This window comes from Dysosmobacter sp. HCP28S3_G4 (genome assembly GCF_052065175.1).
GTDB lineage: Bacteria > Bacillota > Clostridia > Oscillospirales > Oscillospiraceae > Oscillibacter.
The window spans coordinates 1-21,898 of sequence record NZ_JBQHUP010000042.1; the positions used below are offsets into that span (position 1 = coordinate 1).

General features: G+C 64.2%; 22 protein-coding genes and 1 riboswitch. Of the genes, 3 read left to right on the forward strand and 19 right to left on the reverse strand.

Translation table 11 applies throughout. The annotated features are described in order from the left end of the window. Positions 1–154: 154 nt before the first annotated feature. The 9 genes from recD2 to ACTNBU_RS09880 form a co-directional block, all read right to left on the reverse strand. Positions 155–2,368 carry an SF1B family DNA helicase RecD2 gene (gene recD2, locus ACTNBU_RS09840; protein WP_441033452.1) on the reverse strand — a complete coding sequence of 738 codons (2,214 nt, stop codon included), beginning with the start codon at positions 2,366–2,368 and terminating at the stop codon, positions 155–157. A gap of 13 nt (positions 2,369–2,381) precedes the next feature. Continuing rightward, positions 2,382–2,705 carry a hypothetical protein gene (locus ACTNBU_RS09845; RefSeq protein ID WP_441033454.1) on the reverse strand — a complete coding sequence of 108 codons (324 nt, stop codon included), beginning with the start codon at positions 2,703–2,705 and terminating at the stop codon, positions 2,382–2,384. Between the two features lie 43 nt (positions 2,706–2,748). After that, positions 2,749–2,991 (reverse strand): hypothetical protein, encoded by a 243-nt coding sequence (locus ACTNBU_RS09850; RefSeq protein WP_441033456.1) that lies wholly within the window; start codon positions 2,989–2,991, stop codon positions 2,749–2,751. Then, positions 2,988–3,239, reverse strand: a complete 252-nt coding sequence (locus ACTNBU_RS09855) for a hypothetical protein (RefSeq protein WP_441033458.1) — start codon at positions 3,237–3,239, stop codon at positions 2,988–2,990. Before ACTNBU_RS09855 ends, ACTNBU_RS09850 begins: the two co-directional genes overlap by 4 nt. Continuing rightward, the gene (locus tag ACTNBU_RS09860; RefSeq protein ID WP_441033461.1) at positions 3,236–3,484 is read right to left on the reverse strand and encodes a hypothetical protein; all 249 of its coding nucleotides are present in this window, start codon (positions 3,482–3,484) and stop codon (positions 3,236–3,238) included. Before ACTNBU_RS09860 ends, ACTNBU_RS09855 begins: the two co-directional genes overlap by 4 nt. 23 nt (positions 3,485–3,507) lie before the next feature. Then, entirely contained in the window at positions 3,508–4,002 is a 495-nt protein-coding gene (gene ybeY, locus ACTNBU_RS09865) for an rRNA maturation RNase YbeY (RefSeq protein WP_441033464.1), read from the reverse strand. After that, the gene (locus tag ACTNBU_RS09870) at positions 4,002–4,979 is read right to left on the reverse strand and encodes a PhoH family protein (RefSeq protein WP_441033465.1); all 978 of its coding nucleotides are present in this window, start codon (positions 4,977–4,979) and stop codon (positions 4,002–4,004) included. The genes ybeY and ACTNBU_RS09870 overlap by 1 nt, the downstream gene beginning before the upstream one ends. Positions 4,980–5,073: 94 nt before the next feature. Then, a complete protein-coding gene (gene yqfD, locus ACTNBU_RS09875; RefSeq protein WP_441033467.1) occupies positions 5,074–6,279 on the reverse strand; it encodes a sporulation protein YqfD in 1,206 nt (401 codons plus the stop codon). A gap of 4 nt (positions 6,280–6,283) precedes the next feature. Beyond that, positions 6,284–6,568, reverse strand: coding sequence for a YabP/YqfC family sporulation protein (locus tag ACTNBU_RS09880; RefSeq protein ID WP_441033469.1), 285 nt, complete (start codon positions 6,566–6,568; stop codon positions 6,284–6,286). 118 nt (positions 6,569–6,686) lie between these two features. Between ACTNBU_RS09880 and ACTNBU_RS09885 the strand changes: the two genes are divergently transcribed. Further along, complete coding sequence (locus ACTNBU_RS09885) at positions 6,687–7,622, forward strand: nucleoside recognition domain-containing protein (protein WP_441033472.1); 936 nt, start codon at positions 6,687–6,689, stop codon at positions 7,620–7,622. Positions 7,623–7,678: 56 nt separating this feature from the next. Here the strand turns inward: ACTNBU_RS09885 and mgtE are convergent, their stop codons facing one another. The 4 genes from mgtE to ACTNBU_RS09905 form a co-directional block, all read right to left on the reverse strand. Then, the gene (gene mgtE, locus ACTNBU_RS09890) at positions 7,679–9,094 is read right to left on the reverse strand and encodes a magnesium transporter (RefSeq protein ID WP_441033474.1); all 1,416 of its coding nucleotides are present in this window, start codon (positions 9,092–9,094) and stop codon (positions 7,679–7,681) included. A gap of 537 nt (positions 9,095–9,631) precedes the next feature. Further along, entirely contained in the window at positions 9,632–10,351 is a 720-nt protein-coding gene (deoD, locus tag ACTNBU_RS09895; protein ID WP_441033477.1) for a purine-nucleoside phosphorylase, read from the reverse strand. 62 nt (positions 10,352–10,413) lie between these two features. Continuing rightward, on the reverse strand, positions 10,414–11,076 hold the full coding sequence (deoC, locus tag ACTNBU_RS09900) for a deoxyribose-phosphate aldolase (protein WP_441033479.1): 663 nt from the start codon (positions 11,074–11,076) through the stop codon (positions 10,414–10,416). A gap of 48 nt (positions 11,077–11,124) precedes the next feature. Beyond that, positions 11,125–12,135, reverse strand: coding sequence for an MBL fold metallo-hydrolase (locus tag ACTNBU_RS09905; protein WP_441033482.1), 1,011 nt, complete (start codon positions 12,133–12,135; stop codon positions 11,125–11,127). Between the two features lie 180 nt (positions 12,136–12,315). Here ACTNBU_RS09905 and ACTNBU_RS09910 point away from each other — a divergent pair, with 180 nt between their 5' ends. Then, entirely contained in the window at positions 12,316–13,614 is a 1,299-nt protein-coding gene (locus tag ACTNBU_RS09910) for a S1C family serine protease (RefSeq protein WP_441033485.1), read from the forward strand. 69 nt (positions 13,615–13,683) lie between these two features. Here the strand turns inward: ACTNBU_RS09910 and ACTNBU_RS09915 are convergent, their stop codons facing one another. The 6 genes from ACTNBU_RS09915 to ACTNBU_RS09940 form a co-directional block, all read right to left on the reverse strand. Next, positions 13,684–14,361 (reverse strand): YjjG family noncanonical pyrimidine nucleotidase, encoded by a 678-nt coding sequence (locus ACTNBU_RS09915; protein ID WP_441033488.1) that lies wholly within the window; start codon positions 14,359–14,361, stop codon positions 13,684–13,686. 97 nt (positions 14,362–14,458) lie between these two features. Beyond that, the gene (locus ACTNBU_RS09920; RefSeq protein WP_441033491.1) at positions 14,459–15,208 is read right to left on the reverse strand and encodes a peptidoglycan DD-metalloendopeptidase family protein; all 750 of its coding nucleotides are present in this window, start codon (positions 15,206–15,208) and stop codon (positions 14,459–14,461) included. 75 nt (positions 15,209–15,283) lie between these two features. Then, positions 15,284–16,798, reverse strand: a complete 1,515-nt coding sequence (gpmI, locus tag ACTNBU_RS09925) for a 2,3-bisphosphoglycerate-independent phosphoglycerate mutase (protein ID WP_441033494.1) — start codon at positions 16,796–16,798, stop codon at positions 15,284–15,286. A gap of 567 nt (positions 16,799–17,365) precedes the next feature. Continuing rightward, entirely contained in the window at positions 17,366–18,166 is an 801-nt protein-coding gene (locus ACTNBU_RS09930; RefSeq protein ID WP_441033495.1) for a DNA/RNA non-specific endonuclease, read from the reverse strand. 86 nt (positions 18,167–18,252) lie between these two features. Further along, on the reverse strand, positions 18,253–18,666 hold the full coding sequence (locus ACTNBU_RS09935) for a ribonuclease Z (protein ID WP_441033498.1): 414 nt from the start codon (positions 18,664–18,666) through the stop codon (positions 18,253–18,255). Positions 18,667–18,791: 125 nt separating this feature from the next. Further along, the gene (locus ACTNBU_RS09940) at positions 18,792–19,670 is read right to left on the reverse strand and encodes a rhomboid family intramembrane serine protease (protein ID WP_441033501.1); all 879 of its coding nucleotides are present in this window, start codon (positions 19,668–19,670) and stop codon (positions 18,792–18,794) included. Between the two features lie 224 nt (positions 19,671–19,894). Further along, positions 19,895–19,987, forward strand: a riboswitch (SAM riboswitch). 98 nt (positions 19,988–20,085) lie between these two features. Here ACTNBU_RS09940 and metK point away from each other — a divergent pair. After that, positions 20,086–21,270 (forward strand): methionine adenosyltransferase, encoded by a 1,185-nt coding sequence (metK, locus tag ACTNBU_RS09945; RefSeq protein ID WP_441033502.1) that lies wholly within the window; start codon positions 20,086–20,088, stop codon positions 21,268–21,270. Positions 21,271–21,898 lie beyond the last annotated feature (628 nt).

Sequence of the window (21,898 nt, forward strand, 5' to 3'; positions counted from 1 at the left end):
CTACGATTCCACGATCCAGCTTCCCTCGTTCAAGCATCTTTCATCACCCATGCTTATTTTACCATATAAATGCGAAAAAGCCCAGCTATGCTCGACTTTTTCGACAGGCTGGAGGGAGACCGGACGAGAAGTCCGGTCTCCCTTTTTGCATTTTTTACGTTGCGGCGTCTCCGCTGTGGGCCAGCCTCCACCGCAGGCCTGAATACCGCCGCTGGCGGCGGTCGTTCTCCGCCATGGAGCGGATGGCCGCGTCGTCTCCCACCAGGATCAGCAGCTCCCGGGCACGGGTCAGGGCGGTGTACAGCACGCCCCGCACCATCAAAGACGGGGCGGAGGGCATCAAGGCCAGCACCACCGCCCGGTACTCGCTTCCCTGGGCCTTGTGGATGGTCTGGGCATAGGCCAGATCCACCTCGCTGAGCATCTCCTGGGTATAGGTGGCGGTGCGGTCCTCAAAGCAGACGGTGAGCCACTCCCCGGAAGGGTCGATGTCCACGATCCGTCCCACGTCGCCGTTGAACATACCGGTGCCCACGGTGCCGTCGGACTTCTCCCACACCACGTCGTAGTCGTTTTTCGTCTGCATGATGCGGTCCCCGGCCCGGAACAGCCGCTCGCCCCACTGGACCTCCCGCTTGCCGTCCGCCGCCGGATTCAGCGCCGCCTGTAAGAGGCGGTTCAGGTTGATGGTGCCCGCCGGGCCCTTCCGGGTGGGGGTCAGCACCTGGATCTGATCCGCGGGGATACCCATGTTCTCCGGCAGACGGGTCCGGCACAGCTCCACCACCGTGGAGACCGCCCGCTGGGCGTCCCGGCGGCAGAGGAAGAAGAAATCCCCCTGATTGTTGGCCAGCAGGGGCGGCTGGCCCAGGTTCACCGCATGGGCGTTGCGGATGATGGCGGACTGCTCCGCCTGCCGGAACACCTCCCGGAGGAACACGGTCTCGATGCGGCCGGAGCGGATCAGGTCGGAGAACACGTTCCCCGCCCCCACGGAGGGGAGCTGATCGGCGTCGCCCACCATAATGAGCCGGGTGCCGGGCCGCAGGGCCCGCAGCAGGGCGGCGAACAGCTCCACATCCACCATGGACATCTCGTCCAGGATCACGGCGTCCGCCTCCAGCGGCTCCTTTTCGCCCTTGGTGAACGTCACCATGTGGGCGGATTCGTTCCAGCTCATGCCCAGCAGCCGGTGGATGGTCTGGGCCTCCTCGCCGGTGAGTTCGCTCATGCGCTTGGCGGCCCGTCCTGTGGGCGCCGCCAGCAGAATGTCCAGGCCCATTTTCTGAAACAGGGCCACGATGCCCCGGACGGTGGTGGTCTTGCCGGTGCCGGGGCCGCCGGTGAGGATCAGCACGCCCTGCCGGGCCGCCGTCTCCACCGCCTGCCGCTGCTGGGGCGCGTATGTAATGCCCTGCTCCCGCTGGATCTCCTCCACCGTCCGCTCCGCCTGACAGCTCTGATCCGGCTCCGCCGCCAGCAGCAGGTCCAGCTTGGCCCGGATGTAGGTCTCCGCCTCCCACAGGCGGCGGAGATAGCAGGCCTCCACGTTGGCCACTGGCTCACAGACCACGGCGCCCCGCTCCGTCAGGGCGTCCAGGGCGCGTTCGATGTAGTCCGGCTCGCAGTCCAGCAGCTGGGCCGTGGCGGCGATGAGCTTTCCACGGGGCAGGAACACATGGCCGTTGCGCTCGTTGTGGGACAGCTCGAAGGTCACCGCCGCCTCCATGCGGCAGTTGCTGTCGGCGGCCATGCCCATGGACATGGCGATCTCGTCGGCGGTGGAGAACTCTACCCCGCAGGCGTCGCCGCTGAGGAGGTAGGGGTTGTTCCGCACCGCCTCCAGCGCGCCGTCGCCGTACTGCTGCCGGAGGTTCATGGCCAGCACCGGCGGCAGCTCGTATTGGGCCAGGAAGGCCATCAGCCGCCGCAGGCCCATGTGCTGGCGGAAGCTGGCGGAGATCTCCTGGGCCTTCCGGGCGGTGATGCCCTTCAGAAGGCTCAGCTTCTCCGGCTCCGATTCCAGCACCTCCAGCGCGTCCCGGCCGAACCGTTCCACGATGCGCTGGGCGGTGGAGGGGCCCACGCCCTTGATGATGCCGGAGCCCAGGTAGCTGATGATCTCCTCCTCGTCCTCCGGCAGCCGCCGCTCGATCTCCACGGCCCGGAGCTGCTCCCCGTGCTGGGGATGCTGCTCCCACACGCCGTCCACCGCCAGACGCTCTCCCGGCGCCACGCAGGGGATGCAGCCCACCACAGTGACGACCTCCCCGTCCTCCGTCACCAGACGCAGGATGGTGTAGCCGTTCTCCGGATTTTGAAAAATCAGGCTGTGGACCGTGCCCTCTGTTGTGAAAAGCTCCTCCATGGTATCTCCTCTGTTATCTCTCTGATGTTCCGCTATGTACCTCCAGGACCACGCCGTCGTACCGCCGGCAGAAGTACTCCGCCAGCTCCCGGCTCTCCTCTGTCAGCCCCCGGTCCTCCAGGACGATGGCCGCACCGGGCACCTGCCGCCGCAGCCGCAGAAGATCCCGCAGGTCCGCCTCCATGGCCGGGGCGTCGCCCTCCACCGGCAGCACCAGCCGCACGGCGGGATTCCGGCACCGTCCGGCCCCCAGCAGCGCTCCGGCGATGAGCCAGACGCAGCTGGTCACGCCCACGGCGGAAAAGAACGCAATGAGACCGTCTTCCAGCAATTCCATCCCGATCACCTCAGGATAGTCTATGCGGACGGCCCGTCCGTGGTCATTCCGCTCCGGCTTTGCCGTCCCAATCCTCCTGTTTCCGGTCCGCGGCCTCCAGCTTCTCCAGCCGCTTGCGCAGATCATCCACCTCATTGGACAGCGCCGCGATGACTGCGATCAGTACGGCCACCACCGTCACCGCCAGCAGCAGAAGCCCGGTGTTTCCGAAGAAGGACACGAACACGGTCAGCAACAGCCAGCCGCCCAGCAGCGTCCCGATCCACGCACCCAGAAACAGCTTCACAGCGTGTCCTCCTTTTCGTCCTTCTCCCGCTCCGCCAGCAGCCGGTCCAGCTTCTGCTCCAGGCGGTCCAGCCGCTGCTCCGTCAGGTCCAGCTTCTCCAGCGCGCAGGCCAGCAGGCCGAACACCGCGCCCAGGGCCAGCAGTCCGGCGATGAGCCACGCCGCATCGCCTGCTATCATGTACAGCAGCATCACCGCGGCGTAGACCACCACGGCGGAGCCGAACATGCAGAGAAAAAAGGTTTTCATATGTCCTCCTGTTCCGTCTCATCGGACGGTCCGCTTTTCTCCAGCAGCTGGTCCAGTTTCCGCTCCACTCGCTCCAGCCGCTCCTTCTGCCTGACATAGCAGGTCAGGAAGCCCGCCAGAGCCGCGGTGACCAGCAGAAACACGCCGAAAGCCGCCAGAAACTCGCTGAAGAACAGCCCGCCGATGACCAGCAGGGCCGCTCCCCCGAAGATGCTCAGCAGCCAATATCCGAAAAACTGACTCATGCCGTCCCCCTTTTGTAATCCGGTCACCGGGTGATGCCCAGCTCCCCCAGAATGGCCTCCTCCCGGGCGCGCATCTGTTCTTTCTGCGGTCCCTCGTCCAGATGGTCGTAGCCCAGCAGATGCAGCACGGAGTGGGTCACCAGATACGCCAGTTCCCGGCGGGCGGAGTGGCCGTACTCCTTGGCCTGAGCCGCCACATGCTCCATGGAGATCACCATGTCCCCCAGGGGCACCAGGCCGGTGCCGGGGTCCGCGTCCTCCTCGGAGGGCAGCTCGCTGGGGTGGAGGTCAAACTCCGGGAAGCTCAGCACGTCCGTGGCCCGATCCACCTGCCGCATGTCCAGATTGATCTGATGGATGTTCTCATCGTCGGTCAGCAGCACGTCCACCTCGCAGGGGAACGTGACGCCCTCCGCCGCCAGGGCGGTGCGGATGACCTTCCGGATGAAGGTGCAGCGGCTCTCATTGGCCGCGCCGGGCACGTCGGCGGTGATGGGGATATAGTGCCGCTTCGCCATTACCGCTTCCCTCCCTTTCCGCTGTTTCTGGCGGTCTCATATTTTTCGTAGGCCTCCACGATCCGCTGGACCATGACGTGGCGCACCACGTCGGCGTTGGTCAGCTCGCAGATGCCGATGCCCTCCACGTCCCGCAGCACCCGCATGGCCTCCTTCAGGCCGGAGGTCTTGTCCGCGGGCAGGTCGATCTGGGTGGTGTCGCCGGTGATGACGATCTTGGAGCCGAAGCCCAGACGGGTCAGGAACATCTTCATCTGCTCCCGGCTGGTGTTCTGGGCCTCGTCCAGAATGATGAAGCTGTCATCCAGCGTCCGGCCACGCATATAGGCCAGGGGCGCCACCTCGATGTTGCCCCGCTCCAGATACTTCTGGTAGGTCTCCGCCCCCAGCATGTCGAACAGGGCGTCGTACAGGGGCCGCAGGTACGGGTCCACCTTGCTCTGGAGGTCGCCGGGCAGGAAGCCCAGCCGCTCCCCTGCCTCCACCGCCGGACGGGTGAGGATGATGCGGTTCACCTGCTTGTCCCGGAAGGCCTGCACGGCGGCGGCCACGGCCAGATAGGTCTTGCCGGTGCCCGCCGGGCCCACGCCGATGGTGACGGTGTTCTTCAGCACGGACTGGATATACTGCTTCTGGCCGATGGTCTTGGGCTTCACGGGGCGGCCCTTGGCGGTGATGCACAGCACATCCTGGGTCAGCTCCGAGATCTGGTCCTCCTTCCCGGCCCGCACCAGTCCGATGACGTAGCGCACGTTCTGCTCCCCGATGGATTCCCCCCGGGAGGACAGGGTCAGAAGGGCCTGGATGGCCTTCACGGCCAGCATGGTATCCTCCGGTTCGCCGTCCACCCGAAGCTCTCCGTCCCGGTTCACCACGGTGACGGAGAACTCCTGCTCCAGCAGACGGATATTCTCGTCAAAAGAGCCAAAGATGTTGATGGCCTGTTCCAGCCGTTCAATGCTGATCCTCTGTTCCAAATGCGGTCTCTCCTTTGTCAAAACGGGCCGTGGCCCTGTATTCCAGCCGGACGGGAAGTGTCCGGCGCAAAATCAACCAAAGCGCAGCGGGATATCAGGACGCCGTGTCCCCGGTGTCGGTGTAGATGGGCACAGTCCTGCCGACCTGCTCCTCACACTCCGCCGTCAGCGTCACCAGCAGGCGGTCTCCAGACTGCCGGGCGGTGCACAGGGCGGAGGTGACGGCGCCGTATTCGTCCACCAGGGAGTGGAGATAGGCGGTCAGCAGGGCCTCCCCCCGGGCCTGGGCCTCCTCCGCTGAAACGGCGGCGGTCTCCAGAGTGAAGGGGCGCAGGATCTCCCGCTCCACCGCCACCGGCAGGGAGATGCCGAAGGGGCGGAGCTGGGTCCGTGTCCTTATTTTATCACACTCTGTCAGGGAATCGCTACTGTTACCATAGAATTTTACCCGGTGCGTGCCAAAAATCAAGGCCCAGCGGCTTTTTTCCTCCCCTGTGGGCACCTTTTTCTCCGCTGTCAGCGGGACGGAGGTCCGCAGGGTGTACCAGGTCCGGGCGGTGACGGTGCCCATGCCGGCCTTCACCCGGGCACCGAAGGTACCGGTGTCCTCGATGCCGGAGATCAGGAGCTGGTCCTTCACCACCGTCATGCCGGGCTGCACCTGCTTCACGCCCCCCAGGGCGCTGATCTTCAGCACCAGTCCGTCCCGGCGGGCCACTACATTCTGGGGCGTCCGCTTGTCGGCGGGGGTGGGAGCAGGCTTCCGCTCCCGCACCTGCACCTGGGCCTGACAGCCGGAGACGTTGACGGTGATCCACACCAGCTCCGGCATATCCAGCAGGATGTGGTTCCGCAGGTCGTCGGAGTCGATGGCGAAGCCGAAGGTGCCCAACCTTACGCCGTGCTCCTCCAGACAGCGGAGGATGGCCTCGTCGGTGACGGTCTCGTTCCCCTCAATCTGAAAATCCCAGATGAAAAAGGTGCCGAACAGCAGGAACACCAGGCACAGGGCGAGGCCTGCCATCAGGGCGTACCGCTTCCGGAACCGCCGGAGAAAATAGGGTACGCCGGCCTTTTTCTCCACGCTCAGCGTGCAGTCCAGATGTTTGGCCGCCTGCCGCAGGACGCGGTAATCCGTCCGGGACATGGAGCAGACGAACTCCGTGGGGGACACCCAGCACACGTCCCAGAGACTCAGCATCCGCTCCCCGCAGAGATTCAGCACCCGCTCCGGAAAGCCGGACACCACCCGGACCCGGACCTCTCCCCGGAGGCGGTTGGTCAGTTTTGCCAGCAGCATGGCCTCACCCCATCCATTCCACGGCGGCGATGATGCCGCCGATCCGCAGTTCCTCCGCCGTCATGGCCAGCAGGTTCAGTCCCGTCCCCCGGACCCGGAGCACGCCCCGCTCCGTGTTCACGTCCACGCAGGTGTCGCTGTAGGACAGGATGCCCGCGTGATGCTCGATAAACAGCTGCCGGTCCCCCACCATCTCCAGATGGGGCAGTCCCGCCACCACATCCGCCGGCAGATCGAACAGCTCCGCCACGGTGGACAGCATCCCGTCATGTCGTTTTCCTCGTTCCATACGTCCTACTCACCTCGTCAGAGTTTATGACGGACAGGGGAAAAACTTGCGCGCCCCCGGCGGGACAGCCTGTACTTTTCCACCGTCCCGCCGCATAGACTGGCCGGGGGTGATGGTCATGTATCAGAAGATCCGGTGGCGGCAGCCGGTGATGCTGCTGTTGGTGACGGGCCTGTTCTGGCTGCTGCTGGACGCGGCGGAGGTGCGGGCGGCGGTGACGGAGGGACTGTCCCTCTGCACCCGGTCGGTGATCCCCTCCCTGTTTCCGTTTCTGGCGGTGTCCGCCCTGCTGATGTCCCTGGGCTTCGGGGAGTGGCTGTCGGGGCCGCTGTCCGGGCTGATGGCCCTGTACCGGATCGGCGGCGCCGGGGCGTCGGCGCTGCTGCTGGGGCTGGTGGGAGGCTATCCCGTGGGGGCCCGCACCGCCGCCTCCCTTGTATCGGACGGCGTGCTCTCCAAAGAGGAGGGCGAGCGTCTGCTGACCTTCTGCAACAACTCCAACCCCGCCTTTCTGATCACGGTGCTGGGACTGGGGGTGTTCGGCAGCGTCCGGACGGGGATGTGGCTTTGGCTGATCCATATCCTGTCCGCGCTGCTGACAGGATTGCTGTTGGCCCGACGGCCCCGGCGGACAAAGAGCGCCGCCCGCCGACCCGCGCCGTCCATGCCGCCCTTCCGGATGGTGCGGTTCTCCTCCGCCTTTGTGGCGGCGGTACAGTCCGCGCTGCAATCCATGGCGGGCATCTGCGCCTTCGTGGTGTTTTTCTACGTGCTGGCCCTGCCCCTGCGGCGTATCGGCGGCACCGCGGCCACCGTTCTCGCGGGAATGCTGGAACTTTTTTCCGCCACGCCCCGGCTGACCAATGACGCCGCCGGGTTCGTGATGGCGGCGGGCCTGGCCGGATGGGGCGGCGTGTCCGTCCACTGCCAGACCATGGCGGTGCTGGGGGACAGCGGCCTGCCCGCGGCGCCCTGCGTGGTGGGAAAGGCAGTGCAGGGACTGCTGTCCTCCCTGATGGCGGCGCTGCTGTGTCCCTGGGTGCTGGGGGCGTAAAAAAACATCCGTATGGTTCAGGCCATACGGATGTTTTTGCGGAAAACAAGCGGATATCACAGGTGCAGCAGCTCGATGAGCAGCAGCCACGCCAGACCGTAGTAGGTGACCACCGCTACCAGATCGTTGATGGTGGTGATCAGCGGGCCGGAGGCCACCGCCGGGTCAATGTGCAGCTTCTTGAAGACCAGGGGGACCACCGTGCCGCAGACGCTGGAGAGCAGGATGGAGGCCACCAGGGCGGCGCCGGTGCAGAAGGAAACGGAAAAGGCGAACACGGCGGTCTGGCCCTTCAGGACGATGAGGTACAGCCCAATCAGCGCGAAGGACAGTACGCCCAGAATGGCGCCGTTGGCCAGGCCCACCCGGGCCTCCTTGCCCACCAGGAAGAGCTTCTGCCTGCCGCTGAGCTGCTCGTCCATCAGAACGCGGATGGTGACGGCCAGGGACTGGGTGCCCACGTTGCCCGCCATGTCCAGGATCAGGGACTGGAAGCTGATGATGGTGAGATGGGCCACCACGCCCTCAAACAGGCCCACCACACTGGAGACCACCAGCCCCAGGCCCAGCAGGATCACCAGCCACGGCAGACGCTTGCCGATGCTCTTTTTCAGCGGCTCCTGGAGGTCCTCCTCGGCGGACAGACCGGCCAGCTTCGCGTAGTCCTCGCCCAGCTCGTCGTCCACCAGCTGGGTGATCTCCTGGGAGGTCAGAACGCCCCGCAGCTTGTTCTCCGCGTCCAGCACGGGGATAGAGTCCTCGGAGTAGTCCTTGATGCGCTCGATGCAGTCCTCAATCTGCTCGCTGGCGTACACGTAGGGGTAGGAGGTCATAGTGATGGCCTCCAGCTGCGTGGTCTCCCGGGCGATGATCAGGTCCTTCAGATCGATGGCACCTGCCAGGGTCCCGTCCCCGTCCACCACGTAGATGGTGGAGACGTTGTCGTTCTCCGCCGCCTGCTCCACCAGCTCCCGCATGGCCTGCCGTACGCTGATGCCGGCATGGATGGAGATATAGTTGGTGGTCATCCGGCTGCCGATCTCGTCCTCGTCAAAGGAACTGAGCAAGGTGATCTCCCGGCGGGTCTCGTCGTCCATCAGCTCCAGGAGCATGGCCCGCTGCGGCTTCTCCATCCGCTGGAGATACGCGGCGGCGGCGGACGGCTCCTGCCGGGACAGGATCTCCACCTGCCTGCGGACGCTGAGTTCGCCAAAGTACTCCTCCGACCCCTCGGTGTACTCCAGCACATCCGCCAGAGTCCCGGTGTCCAGAATGCGGTAGAGCTTGCTGCGCTCCTCCTTTTTCAGCAGCTCCAGCGCCGCGGCGATGTCTTTTTCGTGGTAAGAGCGGAGCCGCTCCCGCATCAGTCCGGGAGTCAGGCTGCCGCGGAGGATGCCGGCGATCTCCGTCCTGTAATCGGGGTGCTGCGCGGTGATGGCGCTGTCGTTCAAAAGATTCTTGTTGGTGTTCATTGCCCTGTGCCTCCTCTGCAATCAGATTGTTTGGCAAAGGAGGGCGCGGTATGACGCCGCGGGAGAAAAAGGGCATAAAACTTCATGCGCATCATTTTCGGCTACCCCGAAGTGGCGAGAAAATGGCGCATCTTGTTTTTTGCGATGCTTTTGCACAGCAAAAAACCATTGTCCCCCGCAAAGCGACATCCACTACACCCGTCCTGTGCCGGTGTAGTGCAGCTTTGGAAGCAGACAATGGTATTCATAAACCGGCACGACGGCGCGGCAGAATACGGTCAGAACACGGACGGCCCACAGCCGCACCGTCTCCGACGGCATATGAATACCCTGTCTGTACTTCGACTGCAGCTACTGGTGTCCATGATCTCACCTCTCAATATGATGGATTTGCTGTATCAGCAAATTGATTTTAGCATATGGCTTCGGAACATTTCAACCGCTTTTTTACCAAAAAAGGCGGCCCTTCATCGACAAACTCCACAACGAAACAGGCCCCCGGACAGCGTCCGGGGGCCTGTAGGACACGGGATCGGCTCAGCCCTTTCCGGCCATCTCCACCGCCACGTTCAGGGCGATCTCCATCATCTGGGTGAAGGTGGTCTGCCGGTCCTCGGCAGGCAGCTCCTCACCGGTGACGATGCTGTCGGAGATGGTCAGCAAAGACAGTGCCCGTTTGCCGGTATAGGCGGCGTTGCAGTACAGGGCGGCGGACTCCATCTCCGCGCACAGGACGCCCATCTTGGCCCAGTCCATGGAGGCGCCGGAGGCGTCGTAGAACACGTCGGAGGACAGCACGTTGCCCACCGGCATCCGGACGCCCATCCGGCGGGCGATGGCCACGGCGGTCTCCAGCAGCTCGTAGCTGGCGATGGGGGCGAAGGTGCCGGGCAGCTTGTACTGATGGGCGTAGTTGGAGTCGGTGCAGGCGGCCTGGGCGGCCACCACGTCCCGGAGCTTCAGTTCCTTGGACATGGCGCCGGCGGAGCCGATGCGGATGATGTTGTCCACGTCGAAGAACTTGAACAGCTCATAGGAGTAGATGCCCATGCTGGGCATGCCCATGCCGGAGGCCATGACGGACACCGGCGTATCCTGGTAGGTGCCGGTGTAGCCCTGGATGCCCCGGACATTGTTCACCAGCCTGGCGTCCTTCAGGAAGGTCTCGGCGATGAATTTGGCCCGCAGAGGATCGCCGGGCATCAGGACCGTCTTGGCGAAATCGCCCTGGGCGGCGGTGTTGTGGGGAGTGGACATATGGGATTCCTCCTTCATGTTTCAAAATAAGATCGTATCGGAGCCAGATGCGCTCCGGGGAATTACTTGCCGGCTTCCTGGGCCTTGACGGCCTTCACCACCCGGCTGGTGCCCAGACGGGAGGCGCCCAGCGCCAGGAAGTCCTGGGCGTCCTGAAGACCGGCGATGCCGCCGGCGGCCTTGATCTTCACGCCGGGGCCGATGTGCTTCGCAAACAGGGCCACGTCCTCCCGGGTGGCGCCGCCCCCGCCGAAGCCGGTGGAGGTCTTGATATAATCCGCGCCGGAATCGGTGACGATCTCACACATCCGCACCTTCTCCTCCTCCGTCAGGAAGCAGGTCTCCACGATGACCTTCAGCAGCTTCCCGCCGCAGGCGTCCTTCACGGCCCGGATCTCCTCCAGCAGATCGTCCCACCGGCGGTCCTTCACCCAGCCCACGTTGATGACCATGTCGATCTCCGCCGCGCCGTTTTCCACCGCGTCGGCGGCCTCCAGACACTTGACCTTCGTGGTGGAATAGCCGTTGGGGAAGCCGATGACCGTGCAGATGGGGATGCGGCCCGCCGCGTACTCCGCCGCCTGCTTCACATAGGCGGGCGGAATGCACACGCTGGCGCAGCCGTAGCGGATGCCGTCGTCGCAGACGGCACGGATCTCCTCCCAGGTGGCGGTCTGTGCCAGCAGGGTATGATCCACTTTGGAGAGAATGTCCTTCAGGTCCATTTCAGCTCACTCCTTATAATCAATAGACAGATGTCCTGAAAAGCATGGTTATGCCTGGGAGCCGGACGGCTCCTGGGGAGCGGGAAGGGCGTGCCACACCAGCTTGCCGTTCTGTTCCGTCATCTCGATGCGGCCCCGGCAGCGCAGGTAGTCCAGATGGGACATGGCCTCGCCCACGGCGAAGAATTTCTGGGTCAGGGGGAAGTCCTCCCAGCTCCGGCACCGGATCTGCCAGCGCATGACGCCCGCGATCTGGTAGGCCGTCAGGCCGGGATGGCCCTGCACCACGGAGAAGGTGTCCTCCAGCCGCCGGTGATGGTGGGCGGTCAGCTCATTCACCCGGGCCCGCAGATCGCCGGTCTCCGACCGGTGGGCGGGCAGCAGCAGCTCCACCGGCAGGTCCCGCACCCGCGCCAGACTGTCGAGATAGCTGCCCAGGGCGTCGGGCATGCTCTCCCAGCGGCAGATGTTGGGGGTGATGTGGAACAGCACGTGGTCTCCGGCGAACAGCGTCTTCCGATCCTTGTCGTACAGGCACATATGGCCCGGAGAGTGGCCGGGGGTGAAGATGCACCGCAGCCGCCAGCCGCCGTATTCCAGGACCTCCCCGTCCGCCAGACAGTCGTAGTGGTCCGCAATCTGGGGGGCCATCTCCCTGGCGGGATTGCTGCCCCACAGCACGTCCATCTCCTCCCGGGAGAAGCCATCCCGGATGGACTGCTCATTCCGCAGCCGCCAGAAGTCGTCGTCGCCCCGCTCCACCAGCTCCTCCCGGTCCTCCCGGCTGAGGAAGATGCGGCAGCCGGGGCGGTGCAGCTCCGTGGACAGGCCGGAGTGGTCGCTGTGGAGATGGGTCAGATAGATGTCCGTCCGTCCCAGGTCCACCCGCAGCTCCCGGAGCTGGCGCTCCATGGCCTGACGGCAGGGCTCCTCCCGGAAGCCGGTGTCGATGAGCAGGTTCCGCTCACCGGTGATGAGGTAGCTGTTGAGATTTTTCAGGGGATTTCCCACCAAGGGAATATCCAGCCGGTACAGATTTTCAGCGATCTTCTCCGCCATGGTCCTGGTCCTTTCCGTTGTCCGCCCGAGGCGGAGGTTCCTCTTTATCTTAGCAGAATGTTGGATGGCTGTCCAGCGGCTCTTGTAAAATCGGATGTCCGGTGTTACAATAGAACTTCCCGGAAGAAGGTCTATTCCGGGAAAAGCAACTGGTTTTTACACTTTCGGAGGTACATATCCATGACAAAACGATTTCTTGCCCTGGCCTGCGCCATGGCGCTGACAGCCGCGGCGGCGTCGCCCTCCGCCCTGGCGCTCAGCGGAGAGGCATCCCGGGCCGGGGACACCCTCTACACCCTGGGCCTGGTGAAGGGCACCACCGGCTCGGAGTATTCTCTGGAGCTGGAGGCCCCTGCCACCCGGGGTACCGCCGTCACCATGCTGGTCCGTCTGGCCGGCGCGGAGGACGACGCCGCACGGAGCGGCGGCCAGACCGGCTTCCGTGACGTGCCCGCCTGGCTGAAAAACGCTGTCGGCTACGCCGCCGGTCAGAAGTGGACCACCGGCGTGACGGCCACGGAGTTCCGTCCCCAGGACCCCGTCACCGCCAACGCCTGGTGCACGTTCCTGCTGCGGATGCTGGGCTACAGCGACAGCGAGGGCGACTTCGCCGTAACGGACGCCGCCGTCTTCGCCCGGCATATCGGCCTGACGGAGGTGACTTATTCCGGCGAGCTGTCCCGTGGTGAGCTGTTCGACATCGCCTGCGACGCCCTGAAGTTCCACTACAAGGACAGCCAGGAGACTGTCCTCTCCCGGCTCATCAGCGAGGGCACGGTGTCCCGTGCCGCCGCCAACGCCCTGGGCCTGATGCCCACGGAGCTGACGGCCCGGCAGGTGGCCGACCGGTATTCCGCCGCCGTCTTCCGGCTGGACTGCTACGAAATCGCGGACTGGAAGAACGCGGAGAAACCCAGCGCCAACGCCACCGGCTTCTTCATCGACGGCAGCGGCATCGCCGTCACCAACTACCACTCCATCGATGCCGCGCTCTTTGTGAAGGCGACACTGTCCACTGGCGAGTCCTATCCGGTGGAGCGGGTGCTCTACTATGATCCGCAGATCGACATCGCCGTGATCCAGGTCTCCAGGACCTCCCTGGACGGCGAGACCACCTCCACCTTCGCCTCGGTGGAGATGGCGGGCACGGCGGACATCCGGACCGGCGACGTGGTGTACGCCATCAGCAATCCCCTGGGCCTGGGGCTGTTCGTGTCCCAGGGCATCATCAGCGATCCCAGTCGGAAGGTGGAGCGGTACGCCCTGCCCTGCGTTCTGAACACCGCTGACATCTCCATGGGTTCCAGCGGCGGCGCCCTGCTGAACGCCTACGGACAGGTGATCGGCGTCACCGCCGGCGCCTACAGCAGCGGCAACAGCATGTATCTGGCGGTGCCGGTGGACCCGGCCATGACTGCCGACCTCACCGGCGAGGGCTGGACCCTGGCGGAGGTGGACGAGATGGAGAACGGCCGGTAAACCGGCGCTCCGTCCGAAAGCAAATCAAAAACCGGCTGACCAAACGGTCAGCCGGTTTTTCCGTCCGGGCTACAGGAGTTCCATGATCTCCCGCAGATGGTCCACCGTGTAATCCACCGGCGGGGCGGTGTCCCGGGGCAGATGGTTGTGGTTGTACCAGCAGGTGCGCAGGCCGAAGTCCACGCCGCCCTGCATATCCGCGGTGAGGGAGTCGCCGATGAGCAGGACCTCCTCCCTCGGAGGATCACCCAGCCGCTCCATGCAGCGCTCAAAAAAGGCTCGGCTGGGCTTGGGCGCGCCGATCTCCTGGGAGACGAACATGCCCTTGAAATATCGGAGCATCCCCGCCAGCCTCAGCCGGTGGGCCTGCTGCTCCTCGCTGGCGTTGCTGGCCACGTAGAGGTCGTATGTTCCGGAGAGGTACTCCAGCAGCTCCGGCGCTCCGTCCACCGGGATGTGGCTCTCGTGGAGGAGCTGGGCGTACCGCCGCTCAAAGGCCACGCCGTCGGCGTCAATGCCCAGCTTGTCGAAGATCCAGGGGAAGCGGATGTTGTGCAGCCCCTCCCGGGTGAGACGGCCCTGCTCGATCTCATACCACAGCCGGTCGTTGATGTCCAGAAACACCGGGAACATCTCCGGCCGGTAGGTCAGGCCGAACTCCTGGAAGCCCGCCTCGATGGAGGCAGCGGAGCATTTGTTGAAATCCAGAAGGGTATTGTCCACGTCCAGCAGAATGATGCGGATCACACCGGCACCTCCCTTTCCTGATGATAGGGCTATTATGACAGAAACGGCCCGGCGGCGCAAGAGAAAAAGAGACGGGCCGCGCCCGCCTCTTTCCCGCTCACTTGTTCAGATACTCCTCCGGGTCCACGGAGACGCCGTTTTTGGCCACGGAGAAATGGAGATGGGGTCCCTCGGCGCTCTCCGCCAGGGCGGTGGTGCCCACGGCGCCGATGATCTGTCCGGCGGAGACCTTGTCCCCCTTCTGAACGGTAGGCTGTTCCTGAAGGTTGGCGTAGGCGGTCTCATACCCGCCGGAGTGGCCCAGCACCACGGTGGTGCCTAGCAGGTCGTCCTGGAAGACGGACAGCACCGTTCCGGCGCTGGCGGCCAGCACATTGGTACCCGCCGCCGCGGCGATGTCCACGCCGTCGTGGGTGCGCCAGTCATCCAGGGTAGAGTTGTAGGTCAGGGCGTCCACGGAGAAGGCGGCCACCACCTGTCCGCTGAGGGGCGACACCACCAGACTGGGGGCCTCCGGGATCACCGGCGCGGTGTTTACCGCGGGAACGTCTTCAACGGCAGGCTCCTCCGATGCGGCGCTGACCTCCCCGCCTCCGGCGGAATCGGCGTCCGTCTCCGTGATGGGCTGGGGCTGTACAGTCTCTACCACCGGCACCTCCGGCGTGACGTCCGACTCCGGCACCTCGGACACGATGGTGGACTCGGCAGAGGAGGCGGGCAGAGCTGTTTCCGGCTGGGCATCGCGGAACAGCAGGAAGTAAGCGCCGGTGCCCACCGAGGCCAGACAGAGGAACAGAACGGCGTAGAATCCGGCGCCGCCCAGAGTGGTTCTGAGTTTGTGGAACAATGAAATCCCTCCTTTTCCCAACAGTGTTGACGGAAAAGGAGGGATTTATACATCATATTCCGGAAAAGAGCGGAATTATTTGATGATGAGGGTCTTGCCGGTCATCTCGGCGGGCTTCTCCAGACCCATCACGTCCAGAATGGTGGGCGCGATGTCCGCCAGCTTGCCGGGCCGCAGCTCCGTGCCGGCGCCGCAGAGGATGAAGGGTACCAGATTGGTGGTGTGGGCGGTCATGGGGGAGCCGTCCTCCTGCCGCATCTGCTCGGCGTTGCCGTGATCGGCGGTGACCATGGCGATGCCGCCCATCTTCAGGGTGGCGTCCACCACCTTGCCCACGCACTCGTCCACAGTCTCCACAGCCTTGACGGCGGCGTCGAACACGCCGGTGTGGCCCACCATATCGCAGTTGGCGAAGTTCAGGATGATGACGTCATAGGCGCCGGACTCGATGCGCTCAACGCACTTGGCGCAGACCTCATAGGCGCTCATCTCCGGCTGGAGGTCATAGGTGGCCACCTTGGGAGAGGGCACCAGCACCCGGTCCTCGCCGGGGAACACGGTTTCGGAGCCGCCGTTGAAGAAGAAGGTCACATGGGCGTACTTCTCCGTTTCGGCGATGCGGAGTTGGGTCATGCCCATGCTGCTGAGGTACTCGCCCAGGCCGTTCTTCACCGTGACGCGGGGGAAGGCAACCTCCACGTTGGGCATGGAGGCGTCGTACTCCGTGTTGCACACGAAGGTCAGGGGGAAGTACTGATGGGTGAAGCCGTCAAAGTCCGGGTCCACCAGGGAGCGGGTGATCTCCCGGGCCCGGTCGGGACGGTAGTTGAAGAAGATGACGCTGTCGTTGTCGGAGATGGTGCCGTCCTGGTCGCAGACCACGGGTTCCACGAACTCGTCGGTGACGCCTCGGTCATAGGAGTCCTTCACGGCGGCCACGGGCACGGGATTAAAGGCGGCGCCCTCACCGTAGACCATGGCGTCGTAGGCCTGCTCCAGCCGGTCCCAGCGCTTGTCGCGGTCCATGGCGTAGTAGCGGCCCATCACCGTAGCGATCTTACCGACGCCCAACTCCCGGCACTTCTCCACGGTCCGGGCCACGAAGTCGGCGCCGGAGGTGGGGGACACATCACGGCCGTCCAGGAAGGCGTGGATATAGACCTTCTCAAGGCCCTTGTCCCGGGCCATTTTCAGCAGGGCGAACAGATGCTCCAGATGGGAGTGGACACCGCCGTCGGACAGCAGGCCCATCAGGTGGAGGGACGTGCCCTTCTCCTTGCAGGCGTCCATGGCGTGGTTGTAGGCGGGATTCTCGAAGAAGCTGCCGTCGGCGATGGCGTTGGTGATGCGGGGCAGGTCCTGAAACACCACGCGGCCGCCGCCGATGTTGGTGTGTCCCACCTCGCTGTTGCCCATCTGGCCGTCGGGCAGGCCTACGCTGAGACCGGAGGCCTCCAGCGTCGTATGGGCGTACTCCCGAAACAGCTTATCCAGGCAGGGCGTCCGGGCTGCTGAGACGGCGTTGCCGGAGGCTGCGTCGGAGAGGCCGAAGCCGTCCATGATAATGAGGGTTGTGGGTGTTTTATTCATAGTTGTTTCTCCATTTCATCGACAAAACACACTGGAAAGAGGCTTCCCGCGTCCAGCGAAGAGCCGACGCAAAAGGAAAGGGAGCGGACAAAGGAAGGAGGCAAAAAAACGCAGCAACTCCCGCAACCGCCGCTCCGGAAAAGGGGGGCAGGGGGAAACCTACGGTTTCCCACGGAATGTCAGGCCAGCAGGCAAGCACAAAGGGGAGCCCAAAAACCGTAGCAACTCCCACGACCGCCAAGCCGGGAAAGGGGGCCAGAGAGAAATCTGCGGTTTCCCACGGGATGTCAGGTCCGCAGGCAAGCACAAAGGGGAGGCAAAAAACCGCAGCAACTCCCGCAACCGCCGCTCCGGGAAAGGGGGGGCAGGGGGAAACCTACGGTTTCCCACGGTTCTTTTGCCCGCAGGGCAAAAGAATCTGCCGGAATCATTTTTCCGGCGACATGCGCGGCGGAAAAATACCGCGGCCCGGGGGGGGGGGGGGGGGGCCCACCCCCCCCCCCCCCCCCCCCCCGGCCGGGCCCCCACCACCATTCCCCCACGAGGGAGAACATCACCGCCAAACGCTCATTTCGCCAGCCAGCTCTCCCCGGTGGCGTAGTCGATCTCCACGCCGGGCTGGACGTTGTAGCAGAACACGTTGTACAGCACGCCCTCGCCGCTGTCCTCCACGGAGGCGGCCTCCATCTGCACGCCCTGCGCCACCAGATCGTCGCCGTCGAAGACGGGCGTCACCCGATACATCACGTGGTTACCCGTCTCCTTGATGTAGTCCGCCACCAGATTCTCAAAGGGCAGCATGCCCTCCACGTTGAGATACCGGGTGCCGGTGATGAGGTTCCGGTCGTTGGCGTTCTCGCCGGTGAGCTGGAAACCGATGAGATGGCACCGGTTGTACAGCGCCTTGCCGTCCACGAAGTCGTACTGGGCCTGGACCCAGCCCGTGGGCCGGACGGAGCTGATGTCGCCCCGCTTCTCCGTGGGCATCAGGTCCCGGCCGATGCAGGCCATCACCGTGGTGCAGCGGCCCAGCCCGTCCAGGGCGCCGTACTCCTCGTAGGACGTGACGGTGTAGTCCGTGGGCTCAAATTCCGGCTCGTTGTTGTTCAGCTCCACCCAGGGGTCGCCGCTGTAGTCCGGGATGTCCGCCAGGGTGACGCCCCGGCTGTCCGCCGCCGTCTGGTCCGCCGGTCCGAACTGTCCGCCCTGCTCCGTCTGGACGCTCTGGGACGCCTGGATGTCCGGGCCCTCCGGCACCTCCGCCGTCAGGTCCTGCCAGAGGTAGAACGCCGCCAGCAGCACGAAGATGACGGCGGAGAGGATCTGCTTCTTCTGCCGTTTGGTGAGTTTGCGCTTTTTCTTTGCCATGGGAACCTCCTGTTATGTGTTTGACGTATGACGCGCCGCCGCGGTTCTGTACGCGGCGGCGCTCTGTGAAAATGTCGGGTGCGGTCTCACTCCACCGCCGTCCGGCGGTAGATCTCCCGGGTGATGGTCTCGTGGGACGAGCCGGGAAAGTCCTGGCCGGACTCCAGCCGGAAGTCCGACAGATCCAGGTCCAGATGGACGTCCGCCGGGTAGGCCCGGTTCCACCGGTACACCACCAGCCCCTCCAGACGGTCCAGATGGGGCGCCAGGGGCCGGTCCTCCACGAAGCACCACTCCTCCGGCCCCGCCAGGGACAAAAAGTCCTCGTTCACCGCCAGGCGGACCTCATGGCCGGTGAACAGTTTGGCGGAATAGGCGTTCATCCACAGCCGTCCCGGGCAGCGGGACAGCAGGTCCTCCCGCAGGAGGCGGTCCTGGCTCTGGCGGCGGTGGTGGAACAGCATGCCGTTCCGGTCGTCCACGCATACGACTGCGATCATGGTTTTCTCCCCCCTTTGAAGAATTAGGAATTAGGAATGAGGAATTAGGAATGATTTCTGATCCGTCCGGCGCAGCCGGACACAGCCATTCCTAATTCCTAATCTCTAATTCCTAATTGAAAAAACTATTCCTCCGTGAAGTGGACGTGGTTGTAGATGTGGTCCTGGCAGAAGCAGTGGTAGCCGGCGCACTTGGAGCAGTAGCGGAACTCCAGGTCCGGATAGTCCGTGTCCGTGCGGCCGCAGACGCTGCACTTGTGGCGGTAGCCCTGGGCAGCCTCCTTCTTCCGCTGCTGGCGGGCGGCGGCCTTGAACTGGATGGTCTGGTGGGAGCTCTGATGCCGCACCCGCCGGGTCTGGATGCCCAGCATCCCCGTGATCTCCGGCCAGAAGAAGATCAGCACGTTCAGCAGCGACACCAGGGGGACCACCACGCCGATGACGCTGCCGGCCAGCAGGGACCGCAGCATGCTCCAGCCGATGAGCACCACGTCGGCGATGGCCAGCCACTTGGCCTTCAGGGGGATGATCATGTAGAGCATGATGCCCGCGTCGGGATACATGGCGGCGAAGGCCAGGAACAGCGTCAGGTTCAGGTAGTAGGCGCTGGACAGGGTCAGGCTGTAGTAGCCGGTGATGAGGGACGCCAGCACCGTGGCCAGCACCGACAGCGCCATGCCGGACAGATAGTACAGCGTGAACCGGGCGGTGCCCCACTCCCGCTCCAGGGACGTGCCCACGAAGTAGTAGAAGGACAGCATGATGATAAACGAGAAGGGCCGGAAGGAGTCCGGCACGAACACGAAGGTCACCAGCCGCCAGATCTCCCCGTGGAGCAGGTGGTTCAGGTCAAAGCAGAGAAAGGCGATGGCCCCGGCGTTGGAGAACATGTAGAGCAGGTACACCAGCACCTGTCCCGCCACCACGAAGCGCATCAGGTTGGGGATGCCGAAATTGGGGTGGCGGTAGACGAAGCGGTCGATCATGGAATTCAGTTTGTTCAAATGGGGTTCCTCCCTTTGTTTACTGAGGGCAAAATCTCAATACAGCACGTCCATTATAACCGCAGCGGGCGGAAAAGTCATTACATATTTTTGAATTTCCGCCGGGTATGGGAAAAAACGCCGGGATTTTGCACCGCCGGACCCCGTTTTTTGGGGCATCGGCGGGCATCTGTCTATTGACAATCGCCCGGTCATCCGGTATCATAGTTCCACAATGAAATAAACCCTTATCAAGAGTGGCGGAGGGAACGGCCCGATGAACCCACGGCAACCTGCGTTGTAAGGTGCCAAATCCGGCGGATACCGACAGATGAGGAGCGAACGTGTCTTTTTGGCGCGCCTCTCTTTCGGGGCGCGCTTTTTCGCGTCTCCCGCCGCCCGCGGGATAGGGGAAACAGAAAGGAAGTTCAATTTTATGGCGAGACACTATCTCTTCACCTCCGAATCCGTCACCGAGGGCCATCCCGACAAGATCTGCGACCAGGTCTCCGACGCCGTCCTGGACGCCATTCTGGAGCAGGACCCCCAGGGCCGCGTGGCCTGTGAGACCACGGCCTGCACCGGCATGATCCACGTCATGGGCGAGATCACCACCAGCTGCTACGTGGACATCGGCAAGATCGCCCGGGAAGTGGTCCGGGACATCGGCTACGACCGGGGCAAGTACGGCTTCGACTGCGACACCTGCGCCGTCATCACCTCCATCGACGAGCAGTCCCCGGACATCGCCCTGGGCGTGGACAAGTCCCTGGAGAGCAAGGAGAGCGGCGACGACGAGCTGAGCAACGGCGCCGGCGACCAGGGCATGATGTTCGGCTACGCCTGCGACGAGACGCCGGAGCTGATGCCCCTGCCCATCTCCCTGGCCCAGAAGCTGTGCCTGCGGCTGACGGAGGTGCGGAAGAGCGGACAGTTCGGCTACCTGCGGCCCGACGGCAAGAGCCAGGTGACGGTGGAGTACGACGAGAACGACCGCCCCGTCCGGGTGGACACGGTGGTGCTGTCCACCCAGCACGACCCCGACGTGTCCCTGGAGACCATCCGGGCGGACATGATCGCGGAGGTCATCAAAAAGGTGATCCCGGCGGAGATGCTGGACGAAAAGACCCGGTACTTCGTGAATCCCACGGGCCGGTTCGTGCTGGGCGGACCGGCGGCGGACACGGGCCTGACGGGCCGGAAGATCATCGTGGACACCTACGGCGGCAGCGCCCCCCACGGCGGCGGCTGCTTCTCCGGCAAGGACCCCACCAAGGTGGACCGCTCCGCGGCCTACGCGGCCCGCTGGGTGGCGAAGAACATCGTGGCGGCGGGACTGGCCCGGCGCTGCCAGGTGCAGCTGGCCTACGCCATCGGCGTGGCCCAGCCGGTGAGCATCTTCGTGGACACCTTCGGCACCGGCACGGTGGACGACGGCGCGCTGGAGCGTGCCGTTGCAAAGGTCTTCGACCTGCGGCCCACGGCCATCATCCGGGACCTGGATCTGCGGAAGCCCATCTACCGGAAGCTGGCGGCCTATGGTCACATGGGCCGTGAGGATCTGGGTGTCTCCTGGGAGAAGACCGACCGGGTGGAGGCGCTGAAGGCGGCTGTGCAGTAACGGCACGGGGCGTTTTGGAGATGCTTCCCTTCGCGGGGAACCGGATGTGCGCCCCGTCCCGGGGCGCGGGGGAGTGCCGGTGGAGACCGGCGGCTTCAAAACCCCCTTTCTCTTTTCGGTTGCGCCGAAAAGAGAAAGCGCCTTTTGATGGTGTCAAGAGAAAAGACGCTGGCGGCGGCATTCCGGGCTTCGCCCGGAACGCTCGCAGCGCCTGATACGGGGGGTTGGCCCAATGGAAGCCTGCGGGCGTTACCCACTCAACCACATATGGAGCATGAAAAAGCTGGGGGCATTTCCGGATGCCCTCAGCTTCTCTTTTTGCTGCCGCACCTTGGTTGTTGGGGGTAGATTGGCACCTTCCTGTTGAGAGCGCACTATAAAACGAGGATGCTCCCCTTTCGCAAAAGGGGGGCGGGCACGGCCTTTTGGCCGTGGCTGGGGGGTTGCCTGCTCCCGTCCCCCAGGGAGGGTGTTTCCAAAGAGGGGGGACACGCGGGTCCCCCCTCTTTGTGTCGTCGTGGAGTGGTACCCTTTAAGTGCAGTCGCAAATTCCCCAAAAATCTGTTAAAGTGAAAAACAAAGATGGAGGGGATCACAATGGGAAAGTACAGCAAGGAATTCAAGGAAG